Raw genomic sequence first — 19,696 nt, 5'->3', positions numbered from 1 at the left:
GTACCTGAAAATTATTGGACTACTTCATCACGTAAATATTGTTAGAGGTATTTTGTGCTAACGGTTTTATCCAGCTCCCGCCATTTTCTATATAACAGTCACGTTCTCTATTATATCCGTATATTCATTGCACTGACAGGGACTACCCTTGTTCCCTGGTTATTAGAGGCAGAACTCAAAATAACAATTCCATTACTGCTAGGCGTCGTTGCTGCGGCATTAACAGACTTGGATGATCGTTTAGTTGGCCGTCTTCGCAACCTTGTCATTACCTTGATCTCTTTTTTTATAGCTTCCGCTTCTATCACGCTGTTGTTTCCTTACCCGTGGCTTTTCATGCTTGGGTTGGCAGTATCTACCTGCAGCTTTATTCTGCTTGGTGCCTTGGGGCAACGCTACGCCACCATCGCCTTTGGTGCTTTGCTGATAGCCATTTATACCATGCTCGGATCATCAATATTTCCTGAGTGGTATCAACAACCTGTATTACTGCTCATTGGTGCGATTTGGTATAACTTGCTGACATTAACCGGCCATTTATTCTTCCCTATCCGCCCCCTGCAAGAAAATCTGGCGCGCTGTTACCAACAACTTTCTGCTTATCTCTATGCCAAAACCAGTCTGTTTGATCCCGACTCAGAAGCCGAAGAATATAAGCAGTCGGTGTTTGATATTGCTATGGCGAACAGTTCACTTGTCACAACGCTCAATCAAGCTAAGATCTCTTTATTAAGCCGTCTAAAAGGAGATCGAGGACAACGGGGGACTCGCCATATGTTACACTATTATTTCGTTGCACAAGATATTCATGAACGTGCCAGTTCATCCCATATTCAGTATCAAAAAATAAGGGAAACTTTTCGTCACAGCGACATTCTGTTTCGTGTCCAACGGTTGCTTTCCATGCAAGCACGGGCGTGTGAGCAAATTTCACAATCTATTATTCTGCATAAGCAATATCAGCATAATCCACGTTTTGAAAACGCATTTAACTACGTTGAAAATTCCCTTGAGCGCCTTAAAAATCAGCAAGGTGCTGATGCTACGATTATGGCATTTGATAATCTGCTAAAAAATTTACGGGCGATTGATGCTCAGTTAGCAGGACTTAGTTCTGATCAATACGTACTTTTTCAAAGTATGTCCGAAAACGACAAACAAGAAGAAACACGGTTATCCGATGAAGCCTTAACGGGTTGGCGTGATGTCTGGTTTAGGATCAGCAGTAATTTAACCCCAAAATCTGCCTTATTTCGCCATGCTATTCGGATGTCCGCTCTGTTATGTACTGGTTATGCCATTATTCAGTTATTTGATTTACAACGCGGTTATTGGATCTTACTAACGAGCCTATTTGTCTGCCAACCTAACTATAGTGCTACTCGACGCCGTCTGGCACTCCGTGTCATTGGCACATTGGCAGGTATTTTAATTGGTCTGCCAATCCTCTATTTTGTACCTTCGACTGAAGGAGAACTCGTGCTCATTGTCATTTCAGGAGTACTGTTCTTCGCCTTTCGTAATAGCCAATATGCACATGCAACGCTATTTATTACTCTACTGATATTGCTGAGTTTCAATTTATTAGGTGAAGGGTTTGAAGTCGCTTTACCAAGAATTATCGATACATTGATAGGCTGTGGCATTGCTTTTCTGGCCGTCAGTTTTATCTGGCCAGACTGGAAATTCCGTCAATTGTCTCAGGTCATTAACCGAACAATGGGAGCTAATTGCCGCTATCTTAATGCGATTTTAGTACAATATCACCAAGGCAAGAGCAACAGTTTAGATTATCGTATCGCTCGCCGTGATGCTCATAATTGTGATGCTGAGCTAGCTTCAGTGACCTCAAATATGGCATCAGAGCCTAAAAATTACCGTATATCTCATGAGACAGCCTTTCGATTACTATGCCTTAACCATACGATGCTGAGTTATATTTCTGCATTGGGTGCCCATCGGGATAAGCTCAATGACCCTGCAATATTGGTTCTTCTCAATGATGCAATTTGCTACGTTGAATTTGTATTAAAGCAAGGTTGGTTTAATGGTGATACACCGCAAATCATTACAAACCATTTGCTAGAAAGAATTAACCTAGTGTCTTCGGAGAGTAATGATAAAATCCAGCTTGTATTACAGCAAATAGGATTACTCATTGAACTATTGCCTGAAATTATTGGCTTAACGAAGAAAATCAGTGAATAAAAGAATAATAAGGTTATACCTTATGATAAGAGCCTATTCTATTAGGCTCTAGGTTACAAAACATATGAATACTGACAATAGGGGCCAATGCCCCTATTTAACAGATTTTACTCATTATGAATGATAATCCGAGTCCTGGTGAACCAATTCGCTGTGCCAGATAATTAATTCATTTCGTAATTGTTCTGGTAACACGGCGACATGGCAACCTTCTATCGCACCTGCCAATGCAAGCAGCAAGTTGACATTCTCTTTTTTCCTATGCTGTTGTAATTTCAAATAAGTTGCTTTCGCCCCTAACATTCGCAACTCTTCTACTTTGGAAACACCAACTTTCCATAATTGCCTTTCTAAAGCGACCCCTAAATTAGGAAGATCTTTAAGTCTGAGAGGCATATTTTGCCTATTGGTAATTTCTTCCATAGTATATTGATAAGCTAAATGCACATATTCAAGTAATTGTTTTTGATCCCGCCAAAGTGACTCACCAACATGATAATACCGTAGGGTAACAGGTATTCCCCTTTTTGAATAAATAAGCTTCCCCATTCCTCTAGCCTTAAATAATACCTAAGCGTGACTACTTCCTCGTAAATAAAGTTCTCCATCAGAACTGATAGCAAATAAAACACCATCAATTAACAACCCAATGCCACCAAATTGAGACTTTTTCTTCAGTTTTCCCAGTGAAGATACACCGTGTTGCAATTGGGTAAAGCGAGACCCGGATAAAAACATTTTTATCACTCCATGAATCACATTCCAAAATCATCTTTAATCATGCCTGTTATTAATAAAATAGATAACAAGAACAATTAATTAAAACCATACGCAATCTATTTCCAACTGCCAATCGTTAAGTCAGAAAAATCCGAATTTCTGTAAATTTTTGCGAAGCGCTTTGAAAAAAAGGGACTTGCTTTTAATCAAATATCGTTATACTGTATAAATATACAGCTATCGTGACGAGGAACATTATGAGCACTCAATCATCATGGGAATATCTCACTGAAATGAAGACGGCAACTTCTGACACAACAATGAATGAATTTAAAAAAGACAAAGAAATGGTCGGAATAACTGTTAAAAAACGGTCTTTTATTGAGCCCCCCCAAAGCACGATTTCACAAACAGCAAAAGGGTTGGTCAGTGAGTTGATTTACAATGAACATCAATCTGTTATTAATCACATCCTGCTTCCTTTATTGCGTCAGTCAGGAAATGAAAAACGATGGTTGCTCTGGGTAACTCCCAATAAAAAGTTAAGCCGGAACTGGTTGATAAACTCTGGGCTTCCCTTAAATAAAGTTGTCCAACTGAATCAAATTCTCCCCATGGCATCAATTGAGGCCATGGAAAAAGCGTTAGCAAGTGGTAACTACAGTGTGGTGTTAGGTTGGTTGCCTGAATTGTCTGAATATGAAGCAAACAAACTACAATTGGCCGCACAAAAAGGTACTGCTTTGGGTTTTATTATGCGCCCACAAAATTTAACACATCAATTTATGTCACAATTAAATAGATTACAGATCTACTCTGTTTACTATCATTGACTAAAATTAGGACTTATCCCAATATTTTTTATAAAAAATAAACTAGCAATTGATTAAAGTGCTTGTTTCCAATGAAAATCAATCTATTGATACGGTAAATAATGTAAATTTTTGTCAAAAAAACACAAAATTTGTAGAGCGATAATTAAAAAATTTGTGCATCGAGTCACAGTGTACTTGTAACTTTTTAAGTTCGTTGTAGACTTTACTCAGTTTGGATTTGTGCTCGTCGGCCTTAATATTTTAGGCCGAATGTTCCATTCAAAGTGCAATTACCTGACTAGAAATTTTAACCAATGGCTAATAATAAGGCTTTCAAGGCCAATTGCCTATTTGGATGATAACGAGGCGTAAAATGAAAAAAACAGCTATCGCAGTAGCCGTGGCAGTGGCAGCTTTCGCAACTACTGCTCAAGCAGCTCCAAAGGATAACACTTGGTATACTGGTGCTAAACTAGGTTGGTCTCAATACCATGACGTAAACTTCTACGGTAATGGTTATGATAACCGAATTGGTAATGGCCCTACTCGCAAAAACCAATTAGGTGCAGGTGCATATGTCGGTTATCAGGCAAACCCATATTTAGGCTTTGAACTGGGTTATGACTGGTTGGGTCGCATGGCTTATAAAGGCAGTGTCGACAATGGTGCTTTCCGTGCCCAAGGCATCCAACTGACAACTAAACTGAGCTATCCGGTATTGAATGATCTTGATGTCTATACTCGTCTAGGTGGTATGGTATGGCGTGCGGATTCCTCCGCAACTTATGGTGCTAACGAAACAACTGGCCAAATCAGAAAGAAAAACAACGACACTGGTGTTTCTCCTCTGGCTGCAGTCGGTGTTGAATACGCACTGACCAAAAATCTGGCAACCCGCCTCGACTACCAATGGGTTAACAACATCGGTGATGCAACCAGTGTTGGTGCTCGACCAGATAACGGCTTGCTGAGTGTTGGTGTTTCTTATCGTTTTGGTCAAGATGAACCAGCTCCAGTTGTCGCTCCACCAGCTCCAGTTATTCCGGCTCCGGCTCTGGCTCCAGTTATTGAGAAAAAGAGCTTCACTCTGCGTTCTGATGTCCTGTTTAATTTCAACCAATCAACGCTGAAAGCAGAAGGTCAACAAGCACTGGATGGCCTTTACAACCAGCTGGCCAAAATCGATCCAAATCAAGGTAAAGTTCTGGTAATCGGTCATACCGACCGCATTGGTAGCCAGAAATATAATCTGCCATTGTCTCAAAAGCGCGCTCAAACCGTTGTAAACTATCTGGTTGCTAAAGGTATTCCAGCAAATAGTATTCAGGCGGAAGGTCGCGGTAGAGAAAATCCTGTCACTGGCTCTACCTGTGACAACATTAAAATTCGCACTAAACTTATTGAATGTTTAGCACCAGATCGCCGTGTAGACATCAATATCGAAGGCACTAAAGAAGTTGTTACTCAGCCAAAAGTAGCACACTAATATCGGTCTAACAGATTGATTATAAAACCCCATTTTCAAAATGGGGTTTTATTTTTTCAACTCATTTTTTTATTTATAGCTGGAATTTATTTTCCCAAAATGGATTCTAAATCCTGTTTTAAACTCGACATCTGATGAGTATATTTTTCTTTATATTCAGCATCTTCTAATAATTGCACTATTGTTTCTGATAAAGTATTATCTCGACGCCGAGACAGCGCTGAAAGCCGTTGCCAAACATGGAAATCTAAATCGATGGATTTCTTGCGCGAGTGTTGGTGCTCTGCATTAAAATGGCGTTTACGCCGTGCCCGAATTGTTTGCTTCATTCGGTTGGATAAATCTGGGTTCATATGCATTGAAATCCATTTCAGTACCTTGATCGGCTCACATTCTAGCTTCATCAATTCATTGACCGCATCCTGAGCAGTACTTTTTTCAATGTATTTAGTAATCGGCTCACCCTCACGGTGTTTTTTAGCCAAATATGTCCATTTCCAGCCACATTCCAGATTTTCCAATTGTTGATATTTCATTTCATCTCTCAGTGACACCGTAACCTTAAATTAAGCATAGCAATTATTTTTTTAAATTGCCCATAACAACACAGAATATTGGAATATTTTACAGGCAATGGACGCATTGGCTCAAATGTCGTGACTTTCAAGATTCTGCCATGTTGGTTCATTGTTTAATCTTGTATAATAAATGTTTTCCTTTTTACTATATGTAGCTATCACTTTGACGAATATAAAACTAGACTGGCAGGCATTACAGCCAAACAATACGCCTTATCAAGCACTCTTTAATTCTGTTGCAGAATTATCCCACATCACAATGGATGAGGTTCAACCTAGGCTATACGGTGGATTATCCCTTTTTTGTCAGGCCGAACTGCGTCAATCTTTTATGCTGCTAAAGGCAGAAGAGAGTGATACTTATCTGTCTCTTTTATCTGAAGCAATCGCCCCTTTATTACCGGAGAATCATCCAAATATTGGTGGCTACTACCAGATAGAGCACCAAACCATTACTTGGCATCCTTCAGGAGAAGGACTTTTTGCTCCAACTGAACGTGTTGCTTATCGTGATTGGATTGAACCAGAACAATTATTCGGCAACATCTACTCGCACCAAAACGTACTGCAACTACAACCAGGGCTTATCCATCAAGCTAATGGTGGTATTCTGGTTTTATCCCTACGCACTCTGCTCTCTCAACCATTAATGTGGGTTCGCCTCAAGCAGATGATTATCCAGCGCCGTTTTGACTGGCTATCACACGATGAAAATCGCCCGCTCCCCCTGCCTGTACCGTCAATGGAATTGAACCTGCGTCTGGTTTTAGTCGGAGATCGACTAAGTCTTGAAGAATTCCAGGCTATTGAACCTGAACTGGCAAACAGTGCATTGTACGGTGAGTTTGAATTGGATATGCCCTTCCATGAAGAAGATGATCTGACAGTATGGTGCCGTTATGTTAAAAACATCACTCAGCAACAGAACCTGCCACCTTTAAATTCTGATGCTTGGCCTGAGCTGCTCAAACAAGCAGTTCGCTATACAGATGATCAATTCCGTCTTCCTCTGGATATCCAATGGTTACAACAGAAGTTGGAGATGGCGGCTAATTATCAACAAAACAAGCAAATCACCGAGGATTCCCTCCAACAAGCAGAAGATAGTCGTATGTGGCGGCACGGTTATTTGGCCGAACGCAGCATAGATGAAATTTTGCAAGGTCAGGTACTGATCCGTACACAAGGTTCAGTTATTGGTCAAATCAATGGATTATCCGTACTTGAATATCCCGGACATCCTGACCCAATGGGAGAACCTTCCCGCATTAGCTGTGTTGCACATTTAGGGGATGGTGAATTTATTGATGTCGAACGCAAGGTTGAGCTAGGCGGCAATATCCATGCAAAAGGCATGATGATCATGCAGGCTTACTTGATTTCTGAATTAAAGTTGGATCAGCCACAACCCTTCTCTGCTTCCATTGTATTTGAGCAATCCTATGGTGAAGTAGATGGTGACAGTGCTTCACTGGCTGAATTGTGTGTCCTCATCAGTGCCTTATCACAACAACCTATTGATCAACAAATTGCTGTCACAGGTGCTGTAGACCAATTTGGTTATGTGCAACCAATTGGGGGCGTTAATGAAAAAATTGAGGGATTCTTCCGCATATGTAATTACCGGAGTTTGACCGGACATCAAGGTGTCATTATTCCTGCATCCAATGTTCAACACTTGTGCCTGAATCAAGATGTTGTTGATGCAGTAAAAAGTGGACAATTTCATATCTGGTCTGTCGAGCATGTCTCTGAAGCCGCCTCACTACTAACTGGTATTCCTTATTACGATCCACAAAAAGAACACTTGTTAGCTATGATATATGAACGTATTACTCAGGCTAATAATCATGAAAGACCTAGGCTTCCTTGGTTTCTCCGCTGGTTAGGCTAATTTAATCACTATCTGATCGGAGTTGTTCGGCGTACAAGTGTACGCTATTCTCTAGCCTTACACGATGATAAGGCAATCTGAGAACATGTTTAAAAAACAAGAATCCTACACGAAAGAAGAACTTCAAGCCTCTGGACAAGGCAAATTGTTTGGTGAGAACGGCCCACCTCTCCCTTCTGGCAATATGTTGATGATGGATCGCATCATTAAAATGACAGAAGCTGGCGGTACCTACGATAAAGGGTATGTCGAAGCGGAATTCGATATTAACCCAGAGTTATGGTTTTTCGATTGTCATTTTGTCAATGACCCTGTAATGCCCGGCTGCCTCGGCCTTGACGCAATGTGGCAGCTTGTTGGCTTCTTTCTCGGCTGGGTTGGTGGAGAAGGTAAAGGCCGAGCACTCGGTGTTGGAGGAGTTAAGTTCACCGGGCAAATATTACCCTCAGCAAAAAAAGTGACCTATCGCATTAATTTTAAACGTGTTATTAACCGTAAACTGATTATGGGACTGGCGGATGGCGAAGTCTTGGTAGATGGTAAACTGATTTATACTGCGACTGATTTAAAGGTAGGATTATTCAAAGATACCAGCAATTTTTAATGTCTTATTTTAATATATTGCTTTAATTTGCTTAAATTTTGATGATCTGACATTAGTGATTAACAAGCTTATCAACTCAGACCTCCGATATTGAACACCTCCGCAAAGCGGAGGTGTTCTTTCCGCTTAATCAGTCAACTGACATCAAACACGATCTTCCATCGCCTGACGCCATCCTCCCAACCAATATGAACGAGCATCCAATGAATGATAAGGACAATTCTCCCGAGGTCGACCCAAAATACCTGCTTGATAGCCTCTGGAAAGTGCTCTTGCTAAGCGGTCTCTTTTCTGTCTTTTCATGCTTTACTTCCTCATTTATTACCATGAAGATGAAACGGCGATCGTTTTTTATTCAGTTTGTTCTAGTGATACCCTTATATGAAATGAAGATCAAGCAAAGAAATTCATAAAATTGTCATATACTTGACATAAGAAAACAAAAAGTTATAATAAATTAATTTATGATGGGCATTTGAAAACATGCCCATAGATGCTCAAATAGCGAGCACCAACCATGTATTAACGTTGAAAGGATATTTGTTTAGCAATGGATTGAGCTAACTGATTGTAGCCTTGTGCCAAAGTATGTACTAATTCAGCATAGCCATCTTTTTTCTGCTTCAATTCAATCTGGAATGGCTGCTTAATCACATTATCCGGATTAGATAATATCCAGTATCCCGCAATCAATACCCGCCCATCATACCGGCCGTGAAAAGCAGTTATTGTGATATCTAAAGCATCTGCGTCTTTTTCTAGTTCTTGACCAGAAACCAAACGATGTGGAAATGCAGCACTTAGTTCGGAAATCAAAATTTGCTGTAACTGCTGCTGCAATGGACTGGCCCACAAATGATTCGAGGCACTGATATAGCTGACATTTCCTGTTTGATAAACAATTCCGGATGCAGCAAGATAGTCAGAAAGGTTAACCCCCTTTATCCACAACTGCCTTTCATGTCTGGCTCCCAGTTTACTCTCTTGTGATGCTAAATTTTCTGCTGGCACATTCGCTAAAACGGGTAGTTGGTAATACGTTTTTTGTGACTGACTACTACTACATCCCGCAGTAGACACACTCCCAACAACAAATACACTAGCAGAAATAAAAAATGCCAACCTCGCAATCAACTTTTTCATTATTTAGGCGCCTTTTTGGGTTCAGGATCGTTTGTCGCTTCCGCTTCGAATACCAACGCATTGCTCTTGTTGTTAAGAGTTTTCAGGACAGGCTGCAATTCACGCAATACCTGATCTAACCGCTGCATATTGTCAACCAACTTGTTATAAGCCGGTGATCCTGGCTGGATACCTTGCATACTGCGGTTTAACTCCTGCAATGTATTTTGTATATCTTTAGGCAATTCCTGTGCCTCTTTGCTCGCAAGAATACGATTTAGTTCATTCATTGTTTTATGTGCTGACTTGATCGTTTTCTCACTTTCTTCGAGCGTCTGCCTTACCTGAACAAATAGCGGCTCAATCGGCATGTTATTGATTTTATCCAACGCTGTTATAATTTTTTGTTGAATTTGCGCCAAGCCACCACTCACTGTTGGCAAAATGCCATAATCAGCAATTTCAGATGGACCTTTCCATTCTTTTTCATTTGGGTAAAAATCCAAATCAATAAATAATGCCCCTGTTAGTAAATTACCCGATTTCAGAGTAGCCCTAAGACCCCGGGTAATAATGTCTTTCAGTTCCTTATCTGTATCGAATTTACTTCCCAACTCTTTTTCAAAGCGTTCAGGCTCTATATGGATCATGACTGGAATACGAAATTCATTGTCGAGACGCTGCCTAACCCCTTTAGCATAAAAAGGTACTTCTGCTACAGTGCCCAACCGGATACCGCGGAATTCAACGGGTGCTCCCGGCTGCAAACCACGTACTGAATCAGAGAAAAATAATAAAAAGTCTTTATGTTCAGTATAAAGTGAGTTTTGGATACTTTTCTCACTATCATAAAGTTTAAAAGTTTCTTTTTCTTTGATGGGATTACCCAAAACCCAACCTTTTGGTACATCAAAACTAACGCCACCACCAAACAAAGTTGATAATGAAGCAATTTCAACCCGTAAACCTTGCGAAGACATATCAAAAGATACACCACTGTCTTTCCAAAATCTGACATTTGTCGTCAATAAAGCGTCGTAAGGAGCATTGATGAAAATTTGGTAGCGAACATGACGAGATTTTGGATCAAAGAGACTCGTTTCAACCGATCCCACTCGATAGCCTCGAAATAACACTGGATCACCGGGTGTTAATCGCCCTGCTTTTTCACTGGTCAGGACTATCCGAACCCCTTTTGCATCAGGAGAAGCCAGTGGCGGTGAATCAAGTAATGAAAATGATCTTTCTTCTCCACCTTGTGTACCAGGCTGTAATTCGATAAATACGCCTGATAGCAATGTACTCAAACCAGAAACGCCTTCACGCCCAATCTGAGGTTTTACAACCCAAAATGCGGTATCTTTGTGTAACAGCCTCTCCATACCATCATTCAGACGAGCTTTAATGATAACTTGGCCCAAATTATCGCTCAGTGATACTTTTTCGACGACACCGACGCCAACACTGCGGCTTTTTATTTTCGTTTTTCCTGCCTCAATACCTTCTGCGCCAGACGTTATCAGAGTGACTTCAGGCCCCTGATGACTGAAGTGATAGAACAGTATCCAAGCCCCAATAAGCACAGTGATAATTGGCACAATCCACACAGGTGACCAACTCTTCAGTTTACTGATTCTGGCTTGAGTCAGATCTTCTTCTTTATCCGTCACCTTACGATTCCTCACTTTTATGTAACGCAAATTTATTATTGGATTTATCCCAAGTTAAACGCGGATCAAATGTCATTGACGCAAACATCGTCAAAATAACAACCAGAGCAAACAATATGGCTCCGACAGCAGGATAGATACTCATGAATTGCCCCATACGAACCAGAGACGATAGTACAGCAATAACAAATACATCAATCATTGACCAACGACCAACAAATTCCACTATTTCATAAATAAAATGCATCGTTTCAGAATCATGCTTACCTTGACTTTTTGCATCCCAGCACAGCCAACTAATGGCCAGCATTTTCAGTAAAGGCACCATGATACTGGCGATAAAAATGACCATTGCAACAGGATAAGAGCCAGAGCTCCAAAGCAAAATAACGCCTTCCAGAATGGTGGAATTAATGTGGCTCCCTAATGCTTGAGTCACCATTATTGGTAAAATATTCGCCGGAATATAAAGTATGACTGATGTTATCAGTAGTGCCATTGTGTACTGGAGACTATGATGGCGGCGGGCATACCCCTTTGTATGGCAACGGGAGCAGTAGAGTTGCCGGGCAGGCAAAATGGCTGTACAACACTGACACAGCCTGACACCTTGCACCAAACCCGGCTTTCCTGCCTGTAGCGTGTGGCAAACTTCAGGGGCGGGTTCTACTTCATTCCAAAACCAATGTCTGTCAAGGCATTGGAACGCCCTGATCTGAAACAAACAGAACAGACAATAAGGCAAGAAGCTCAAGCCGATGCTAATTTCACCATACGCCATAAGCTTAACAAAGCTGACTAACACTCCAGCCAGAAAGATCTCTGCCATGCACCACGTTTTCATCTGGAACAGGATGCGCGCCAACTCTATTTTCAAGCGACGTGCTATCTTGACGTTCTGACATAATAGAATAATGGCAATCATGCAAAATGTGGGCACAAGCTGAACAAAGATCAGGAAAAACACGGCCATACTGGAATAGTCTTCACTGAACATCACTTTGGGAATTTGAGTCAGCTTAATTTCACTGATAATCCCCGCGACACTCATGCTGACAAAAGGAAACAGGCAAGCGAGAAATAACATCACTAATGCACTTGCTGCATAGCCTGCTGGTTGATTGCGGGGGGCTTTCCACTTTGCGGTCAGCAAAGTGTCGCACCGAGGGCAAACCGCCTTTTTCCCTTGTTCCAAGTCAGGCACAGCCACCAGCATGTCACACTGGGGACATAGAACCAACTTGTCATGCTGATGGTTATTGGAACACAAAGTGTTTCTCCTTTAGCAAAATCCACAAATTTCTTTTATGCGGGCGCTATCATCCATTTTTCATCATTTCTAGCTCTTGCCAACGATCAAAAGCTGTTTCCAGTTCTTGCTCTTTATTTGCTAATTCACTCAGAATATTTTGTGTAATTTCATGTGGTTGGTTAAAGAATTCAGAGTCACTAACCTGAGATTGTAATTCTTCTATCTTTTCTTCTAACGTTTCCAATAATGATGGTAGTTGCTCTAACTCGCGCAGTAAACGGTAACTTATCTTATTATTTGTCCGTTTAGGAGCTTCTTTCTGTTTTACTGTATTACTTTCAACACTTACCTTTTTTTCTGAGGCATGGTGTTTTTCTGAGGTATGGCGCAGGGAAATGGTTTGAGCCCGTTGCTGTTGAGCATCGTAATAGCCTCCTACATAATTGTTGATTTCACCATTGCCTTCAAAAATCCAGCATTCAGTGACTGAATTATCAACAAATTGACGATCATGACTCACTAAAATCACTGTTCCAGTATAACCGTCAACCAATTCTTCGAGTAATTCTAAAGTTTCAACATCAAGGTCATTGGTAGGTTCATCGAGAATAAGCAAATTGCTTGGCTTCAGGAAAAGACGCGCCAGTAACAGACGATTACGCTCACCACCAGAAAGTGCCCGCACAGGAGTCATCGCACGTTTGGGATGAAAAAGGAAATCCTGCAAATAACCCAATACATGACGGGAACGCCCGTTGACCATGATTTCCTGTTTACCTTCTGCAAGGTTATCTATAACAGTTTTGTCAGGATCTAATGCCGCACGATGCTGATCAAAGTAAGCAACTTCAAGTTTTGTGCCGCAATGAATACGGCCACTATCTGCCGACAGATCGCCCAACATCAGCTTCAATAATGTGGTTTTTCCACAGCCATTTGGTCCGACTAAAGCAATCTTGTCACCACGTTGAACCTGAGCTGAGAAATTTTTGACCAATGTTTTATCACCAATCTGGTAATTCACATTTTCCATTTCAAATACGATCTTACCGGAACGCGTTGCTTCTTCAACCTGCATTCGCGCTGTACCCATGACATTACGGCGTTCAGAATGTTCTACGCGCAACGCTTTCAATGCTCTTACCCGACCTTCGTTACGAGTACGTCGAGCTTTAATGCCCTGACGGATCCAGACTTCTTCCTGAGCCAGCTTTTTGTCAAATTCGGCATTTTGCAGTTCTTCAACCCGCAATGCCTCTTCTTTACCTTCAAGATATTTATCGTAATTTCCCGGCCATGAGGTCAGCTTGCCACGATCCAGATCGATGATACGGGTCGCCATAGTACGAATGAATGAGCGGTCATGGGAGATAAAAACAAGGCTTCCGTTGAAATCTTTCAGGAAATGTTCCAGCCATTCAATAGTATCGATATCAAGATGGTTGGTCGGCTCATCCAGAAATAGAACTTTTGGTGCACAAACCAGTGCTCTGCCCAATGCTGCTTTACGCAACCAGCCACCAGACAGCGAAGATAATTTCGCTTCTGCTGGCAAGGACAATTGTTTCAATACATCACTAATCCGACTATCCAATGACCACAGGCCACGGATATCCAGTATTTCCTGCAACTCTGCAAGACGGTTCAGATTCTTTTCGCTGGGATCTGTTTCCACCAAATGTGAAGCATGGTGGTATGCTTTGAGGTATTCAGCCTGCTCTTTTACCCCTTCCGCAACAAAATCAAATACCGTGCCTTCTACATCACGGGGAGGATCTTGTTGTAAACGCGCAACAATCAGATCCTGCTCATAAATAATCACCCCATCATCCAAAGGTTGTTCTTTTGCCAGCACACGCAATAATGTTGATTTCCCTGCACCATTGCGTCCTACCAAACACACCCTTTCATTTTCTTCGATATGTAGTTCAGTGTTATCCAATAACGGCGCATCGCTGAACGATAAATAAGCACCGGATAAATTAATCAATGACATAATATTATTTTTCCTCGCCAGCGTGACGCAGCAACCAGCAGTTATGGATCTGACGGTTACGGGCAAAATCCTGAGATAAGGTTTTTTCTGTTATTTCTTCGGCAACCAAGCCTACTTTTTCCAATTCGGCTAAATCCATTTTGAATCCGCGCTTATTGTTGGAAAACATCAGCGTTCCGCCTCGACGTAACAAACGTTTCAGCTGTTTCATTAATTCAATATGGTCACGCTGAACATCGAAAGTGTCTTCCATGCGCTTGGAATTGGAAAATGTTGGAGGATCAATAAAGATCACATCGAATTGTTCACGGCTCTGAGACAACCATCCCAAACAATCCGCCTGAATTAAACGGTGCTGACGTCCCGTTAACCCATTCACCTGTAGGTTTTTCTCTGCCCATTCAAGATAAGTATGGGACATATCCACCGTAGTTGTCGAGCGTGCACCGCCCAATCCAGCATGAACTGTCGCCGAGCCTGTATAAGCAAATAAGTTGAGGAAATCCTTCCCTTGGCTCATTTCACCTAATTTTCTGCGGGCAATACGGTGATCAAGGAATAGCCCTGTATCCAAATAGTCGGTCAGGTTAACCCAAAATTTCGCCCCATATTCGTTTACCAAAAAGAATTCTTTCTTTTCGGCCATTTTTTCATATTGGCTTTTACCTTTCTGGCGTTGACGAGTTTTCAAAACCAATTGGCTGGATGATAAACCGAGCACATTCATTGTTGCACTGATGACATCAAACAAGCGTTGGCGGGCTTTATTAGCATCCACGGATTTTGGTGGTGCGTATTCTTGAACAATGACTTTATCCGCATAACGGTCAACGGCAACATTGTATTCTGGTAAATCCGCATCATATAAACGATAGCAATCTACACCTTGCTCTTTAGCCCATTTACTGAGTTTCTTCTCATTCTTACGCAGGCGGTTCGCATAATCCTCAGCAATACCAATATCCAAGGATTGAGGTTTATCCGATAATTGGTAGTTTTTCTGGATACAGTCCAATGGGCCATTTTTTGCCTTAAACTCGCGTTCCGCACGCAATTGCAGACAGCTCAAGAGTTCTGGTGATGCACTGAACAGTGATAAACGCCAGCCGGGAAAACGGCTTTTCATCACACGCCCAAAAATACTGTGTAGAGCAATCAAAGCCGGTTCACTTTCAAGGCGCTCACCATAAGGCGGATTGCTTAATACCGTTCCTAACGTACCTTCTGGCAGTGGATTTTCCAGCTTACTGGCATCGCCCTGCTGGAATTGGATCAGTTGAGCTACTCCCGCTCTGCGGGCATTTGAACGTGCCATATCCATGACACGGCGGTCAATATCTATACCAAAAAAACGAGACGTTGTTTCCTGCAAGCCTTTACGAAAGCGTACCTGAGCTTCTGTGGTAACTTCACGCCAGAGAGTTTCATTGAATTGCAACCATGACATAAATCCCCAATATGTGCGGTGCAAGCCAGGTGCACAATCTGCTGCCATCATGGCTGCTTCTATTAACAACGTTCCTGAACCACACATTGGATCAACCATTGGTGTTCCTGCACTCCAACCAGAGCGCAAAATAATCGCTGCTGCAAGGCTTTCTTTCAGTGGAGCCTGACCTGCTAAATCGCGGTAACCACGGATATGCAGACTATCTCCACTCAAATCGAGTGAAACAGTGGCTTTTTCTTTATTAAGGAAGACATTGATACGGATATCGGGTTGCTGTTTCGCAACATCAGGACGTTGCTTTATTTCACGTACAAAGCTATCAACGATGGCGTCTTTGACTTTCAATGCGCCATACTGTGTGTTTCTGATCTCTTCATTCATGCCGCTGAAATGCACTGAAAACGTGCTATCAACTGAGAAAATTTCGCTCCAGTCAATGGACTGGACACCCAGATACAGATCTAAGTCGCTATAAACATTGAATTCATTAAGAGGCATCATAATACGGGATGCCAGCCTGCTCCACAGCAGACTTTTATACATAACCCGCTCATCACCACGAAAATGAACCCCACCTTGGGCAATCTTGCAGGACTGCGCTCCCAGCATTTCCAGTTCGTTCTTTAACAGTTCTTCCAGTCCACGTGCCGTGCTGGCAAAGAAAGAGTTCATTTTATTAATCATCACAGAAAGTTCACCACCAAAAAAATTGTGGCACATTATAGCCAATCCGAGCAACATGTCATAAAGTTGCTGGCATGAATAAAAAAATAAAAATATTTTGGAGATAATGAATGTTGGCTTTATCCCGCCTCTATACCTACCCCGTCAAATCTATGCGCGGATTGCAACTCTCGCATTCCCTCGTTAATGAAAGTGGCCTGACGTTCGATCGCAATTTTATGATAACGACATTAGATGGTACATTTATTACGGCCCGCCAATACCCACAAATGTTGCTATTCACTCCCACAATGCTCAATAACGGCCTGTATCTACAAGCGCCAAATAGAGAAAGTGCAACCATACTTTATGCTGATTTTAAAGAAGAACGTTTCCCTACCGAAGTTTGGGGTAATCATTTTACCGCCCTCGTTGCCCCTGATCTGGTGAATACTTGGCTAAGTGGCTTTTTTGATATGCCTGTACAACTTCGCTGGCTCAGTGAAGAATTAACCCGACGGGTCAAGAAATTTCCCGATATTTCTTTATCATTTGCGGATGGCTTTCCCTATTTAATTATTAATGAAGCCTCTTTTCATGCACTACAGCAACGTTGTCCGGCCAGTCTTAAAATAGAGCAATTTCGTGCCAATATAATTGTCACTGGTGCAGTGCCTTTTGAGGAAGATAGCTGGCAAGTTATCCAGATCGGCGATATTGTTTTCGATCTGCCCAAACCATGCAGCCGCTGTATTTTGACAACCGTCAGTCCAGAAAAAGGCCGTAAAAATCCGAAAAGCGAACCACTGGCAACATTGCAGTCGTTCAGAACAGCCAAGGAGAATGGTGATGTCGACTTTGGGCAAAATGCCATTGCCCGTAATAGTGGTATTATTCGTGTTGGGGATTGCATCACCATTTTAGAAAAGAAAACACCGCGCAAATATGGTAGCGGTGAACAAGCAAAAGATTTAAATATAAAAGAAGCCGCTGAACAGTCTGTTTCTATTGAATTTAATGGTCAACGTTTTATCGGGAATAATCAGCACATTATTTTAGAACAGCTAGAAAATCAAGGCATTAAAATCCCCTATTCATGCCGTGCTGGTATCTGTGGCTCCTGTAAGATATCCCTGATTGAAGGCAGCGTATTACCACTAAAATCGACATCTATCAAAGACAATGGAAAAATTCTGGCCTGTAGTTGTATTCCTCAAAATGATTTAGTCCTTGAATTAAATTAATACTTAATAATACATAACAATAATATTTGAATTTATATCAGGCAGTATAGATAAAATCATCTGTCTGATTTTCTATATCCATACCTATTGTTGATTTTCGTAAATTTTTAGAGGAGTAAATATTATAAAAGAAAGGTCATCAAATATTTGAGGTACTAAATATTTTTTAACGAAGTGTGATAACTGACATCATAAATTCAGTGAGTTAATAATATTACATTGCCCTGTCAAATATCGATGTTTGAGTGCGCTGGATATAAGGCGCTATGCGATCATTCATCACCTTAATCGGGTCACAGAAAGTCATCACTCGATCACTTAGCTCTAATTTTTGTTGAGCCAATAGACATTGGCTGGCATTGTCACCGACTTCAGTCACCATAAATAGCGCCCCAGTACTATTATCCTGTAAACGCAGCTGCACTATTTCTCCCTGTTCTGGTTTTTGCACTAAAGCAAAATTGGAGAAATACCAGCTTTTTGGCATTTGTGGTTTCATAAAACGAAATGCGACCACCCCATTCAGTGCTAACTCTGCACTGAGTGCCGGTGCCATATTAACATGGCGGGAATGTTCTTCAAAAGCATAATAAAGAGCAGCATCATCGACAGAAAAAGACATTCCTTGCATTGTAATTGCATAGTCGGTCAACATCTTGGCAGGAAAACGGGAACGAAAAACCATACCATTAGCAAGATCGAGCATGACACGATTATGCTCGGGATCAAAATACCAGCGCCACTGATCATCAGGTTTAATTTTCATTGATTATCCTTTTATGGTCAAAATAGCTTTTTGACTAAAAATAAACATCACTACAGAAATGGAAAACCAAAAGAAATGATAAAATTTAGTCTATCAGATAAAATATAGACGAGTTGAGGGCAGAAATAAACCCCCAACCTTAAATCGCGACAAATAATCAAAGATGATTAATAATATCTTTGATTAATTTTGGGCCTTTATAGATAAAACCAGAATATATCTGAATCAACGAAGCACCTGCTTCCATTTTTTCTCTGGCAGCAACAAGTGAATCAATTCCACCAACACCAATAATCGGTACTTCACCCTTTAACTCTTGGGAAAGACGACGAATGATTTCAGTACTACGTAACTGAACAGGACGACCACTTAGTCCCCCTGACTGTTGGCAATGGTTCAACCCCTCGATGATCTTTCTATCCAATGTCGTATTGGTTGCAATAACGCCATCAATATGATGGCGCATTAAACTATCAGCAATTTTTATTAATTCTTCCTCTGAAAGGTCAGGAGAAATTTTTACAGCAACAGGAATATATTTTTGGAACTTCTGTTGCAGTTCACTTTGCTTATTTTTAATCGCAGATAAGAGATCATCCAATGCATCACCGTATTGCAATGTTCTCAAACCTGGGGTATTCGGAGAAGAAATATTAATGGTGATATAACCTGCATGTGGATAAACCTTATCCATGCAAATTAAATAATCGTCTTTTCCATTCTCGACTGGAGTATCTTTATTTTTGCCAATATTGATCCCGATAATCCCATCGTATTTAGCTCGTTTGACATTCTCAACCAGATTATCCACCCCAAGATTATTAAACCCCATCCGATTGATAATTCCTTCTGCTTCAACGACACGGAATAATCTTGGCTTATCATTTCCCTCTTGTGGGCGTGGTGTTACTGTACCAATTTCAACAAAACCAAATCCCATCGCACCAAATGCATCAATGCAATCGCCGTTTTTATCAAGGCCAGCAGCTAATCCAAGCGGATTCTTAAAGGATAATCCCATGCAAGTAACAGGTTTTGTAGCAACTGACTGACGGATGAGAAACTCGAAAGGTGTATCAGTAATGCGCTTGAGCTGGCGGAAAGTAAGTTCGTGTGCCTGTTCTGGATCAAGCTGGAACAATGCCTTCCGTACTAGAGAATAATACATTTAGATTAACCTATTGTTTTTATGCGAGAATTGTTTTTATGTAAGAGTTGTCTGTTATAC

Annotated in this window: 16 protein-coding genes and 1 pseudogene; 6 read left to right on the top strand and 11 right to left on the bottom strand. The window is 41.3% G+C overall.

The window, feature by feature from the left end:
* The first annotated feature begins 54 nt into the window (after positions 1-54).
* The gene (gene yccS, locus Xhom_RS09440; RefSeq protein WP_069316351.1) at positions 55-2,208 is read left to right on the top strand and encodes a YccS family putative transporter; all 2,154 of its coding nucleotides are present in this window, start codon (positions 55-57) and stop codon (positions 2,206-2,208) included.
* Positions 2,209-2,322: 114 nt separating this feature from the next.
* On the opposite strand, the gene Xhom_RS45820 is transcribed toward yccS, so the two are convergent.
* Both Xhom_RS45820 and Xhom_RS45815 read right to left on the bottom strand, forming a co-directional pair.
* Positions 2,323-2,604: a TfoX/Sxy family protein gene (locus Xhom_RS45820; protein ID WP_420855261.1), complete on the bottom strand. Its 282-nt coding sequence runs from the start codon at positions 2,602-2,604 to the stop codon at positions 2,323-2,325.
* Positions 2,605-2,649: 45 nt separating this feature from the next.
* Positions 2,650-2,946: pseudogene (locus tag Xhom_RS45815) on the bottom strand (TfoX/Sxy family protein); the annotation flags it as partial.
* A 329-nt stretch (positions 2,947-3,275) separates the two neighbouring features.
* Between Xhom_RS45815 and sulA the strand changes: the two are divergent.
* Positions 3,276-3,761 carry an SOS-induced cell division inhibitor SulA gene (sulA, locus tag Xhom_RS09430; RefSeq protein ID WP_418384915.1) on the top strand — a complete coding sequence of 162 codons (486 nt, stop codon included), beginning with the start codon at positions 3,276-3,278 and terminating at the stop codon, positions 3,759-3,761.
* Positions 3,762-4,116: 355 nt separating this feature from the next.
* Positions 4,117-5,229, top strand: coding sequence for a porin OmpA (ompA, locus tag Xhom_RS09425; protein ID WP_099139728.1), 1,113 nt, complete (start codon positions 4,117-4,119; stop codon positions 5,227-5,229).
* An 86-nt stretch (positions 5,230-5,315) separates the two neighbouring features.
* Here the strand turns inward: ompA and matP are convergent, their stop codons facing one another.
* Positions 5,316-5,765 (bottom strand): macrodomain Ter protein MatP, encoded by a 450-nt coding sequence (gene matP / locus Xhom_RS09420; protein ID WP_069316354.1) that lies wholly within the window; start codon positions 5,763-5,765, stop codon positions 5,316-5,318.
* A gap of 205 nt (positions 5,766-5,970) precedes the next feature.
* Here matP and Xhom_RS09415 point away from each other — a divergent pair, with 205 nt between their 5' ends.
* Both Xhom_RS09415 and fabA read left to right on the top strand, forming a co-directional pair.
* A complete protein-coding gene (locus Xhom_RS09415) occupies positions 5,971-7,701 on the top strand; it encodes an AAA family ATPase (protein ID WP_069318450.1) in 1,731 nt (576 codons plus the stop codon).
* 85 nt (positions 7,702-7,786) lie between these two features.
* A complete protein-coding gene (fabA, locus tag Xhom_RS09410; protein WP_069316355.1) occupies positions 7,787-8,305 on the top strand; it encodes a bifunctional 3-hydroxydecanoyl-ACP dehydratase/trans-2-decenoyl-ACP isomerase in 519 nt (172 codons plus the stop codon).
* A 144-nt stretch (positions 8,306-8,449) separates the two neighbouring features.
* On the opposite strand, the gene rmf is transcribed toward fabA, so the two are convergent.
* The 6 genes from rmf to rlmKL form a co-directional block, all read right to left on the bottom strand.
* On the bottom strand, positions 8,450-8,608 hold the full coding sequence (rmf, locus tag Xhom_RS09405) for a ribosome modulation factor (RefSeq protein ID WP_069316356.1): 159 nt from the start codon (positions 8,606-8,608) through the stop codon (positions 8,450-8,452).
* A 219-nt stretch (positions 8,609-8,827) separates the two neighbouring features.
* Positions 8,828-9,448 carry a membrane integrity-associated transporter subunit PqiC gene (gene pqiC, locus Xhom_RS09400; RefSeq protein ID WP_069316357.1) on the bottom strand — a complete coding sequence of 207 codons (621 nt, stop codon included), beginning with the start codon at positions 9,446-9,448 and terminating at the stop codon, positions 8,828-8,830.
* Positions 9,448-11,097, bottom strand: coding sequence for an intermembrane transport protein PqiB (gene pqiB / locus Xhom_RS09395; protein ID WP_069316358.1), 1,650 nt, complete (start codon positions 11,095-11,097; stop codon positions 9,448-9,450). The genes pqiC and pqiB overlap by 1 nt, the downstream gene beginning before the upstream one ends.
* 1 nt (position 11,098) lies before the next feature.
* Positions 11,099-12,313 (bottom strand): membrane integrity-associated transporter subunit PqiA, encoded by a 1,215-nt coding sequence (pqiA, locus tag Xhom_RS09390; protein WP_232326360.1) that lies wholly within the window; start codon positions 12,311-12,313, stop codon positions 11,099-11,101.
* Between the two features lie 103 nt (positions 12,314-12,416).
* Entirely contained in the window at positions 12,417-14,345 is a 1,929-nt protein-coding gene (locus Xhom_RS09385) for an ABC transporter ATP-binding protein (protein ID WP_069316360.1), read from the bottom strand.
* Positions 14,346-14,349: 4 nt separating this feature from the next.
* Entirely contained in the window at positions 14,350-16,467 is a 2,118-nt protein-coding gene (gene rlmKL, locus Xhom_RS09380) for a bifunctional 23S rRNA (guanine(2069)-N(7))-methyltransferase RlmK/23S rRNA (guanine(2445)-N(2))-methyltransferase RlmL (protein WP_069318451.1), read from the bottom strand.
* 122 nt (positions 16,468-16,589) lie between these two features.
* Here rlmKL and Xhom_RS09375 point away from each other — a divergent pair, with 122 nt between their 5' ends.
* Positions 16,590-17,702, top strand: coding sequence for a YcbX family protein (locus Xhom_RS09375; RefSeq protein ID WP_069316361.1), 1,113 nt, complete (start codon positions 16,590-16,592; stop codon positions 17,700-17,702).
* A 214-nt stretch (positions 17,703-17,916) separates the two neighbouring features.
* Here Xhom_RS09375 and Xhom_RS09370 read toward each other — a convergent pair whose 3' ends face one another.
* Positions 17,917-18,468, bottom strand: a complete 552-nt coding sequence (locus Xhom_RS09370; protein WP_069316362.1) for a cell division protein ZapC — start codon at positions 18,466-18,468, stop codon at positions 17,917-17,919.
* Positions 18,469-18,625: 157 nt separating this feature from the next.
* Complete coding sequence (pyrD, locus tag Xhom_RS09365; protein ID WP_069316363.1) at positions 18,626-19,636, bottom strand: quinone-dependent dihydroorotate dehydrogenase; 1,011 nt, start codon at positions 19,634-19,636, stop codon at positions 18,626-18,628.
* Positions 19,637-19,696: the final 60 nt, after the last annotated feature.

This window comes from Xenorhabdus hominickii, from assembly GCF_002632725.1.
GTDB classification, from domain to species: Bacteria; Pseudomonadota; Gammaproteobacteria; order Enterobacterales; family Enterobacteriaceae; genus Xenorhabdus; species Xenorhabdus hominickii.
Note: the sequence above shows the minus strand (reverse complement) of the source record. Positions and strands in the feature narration are given on the sequence as shown.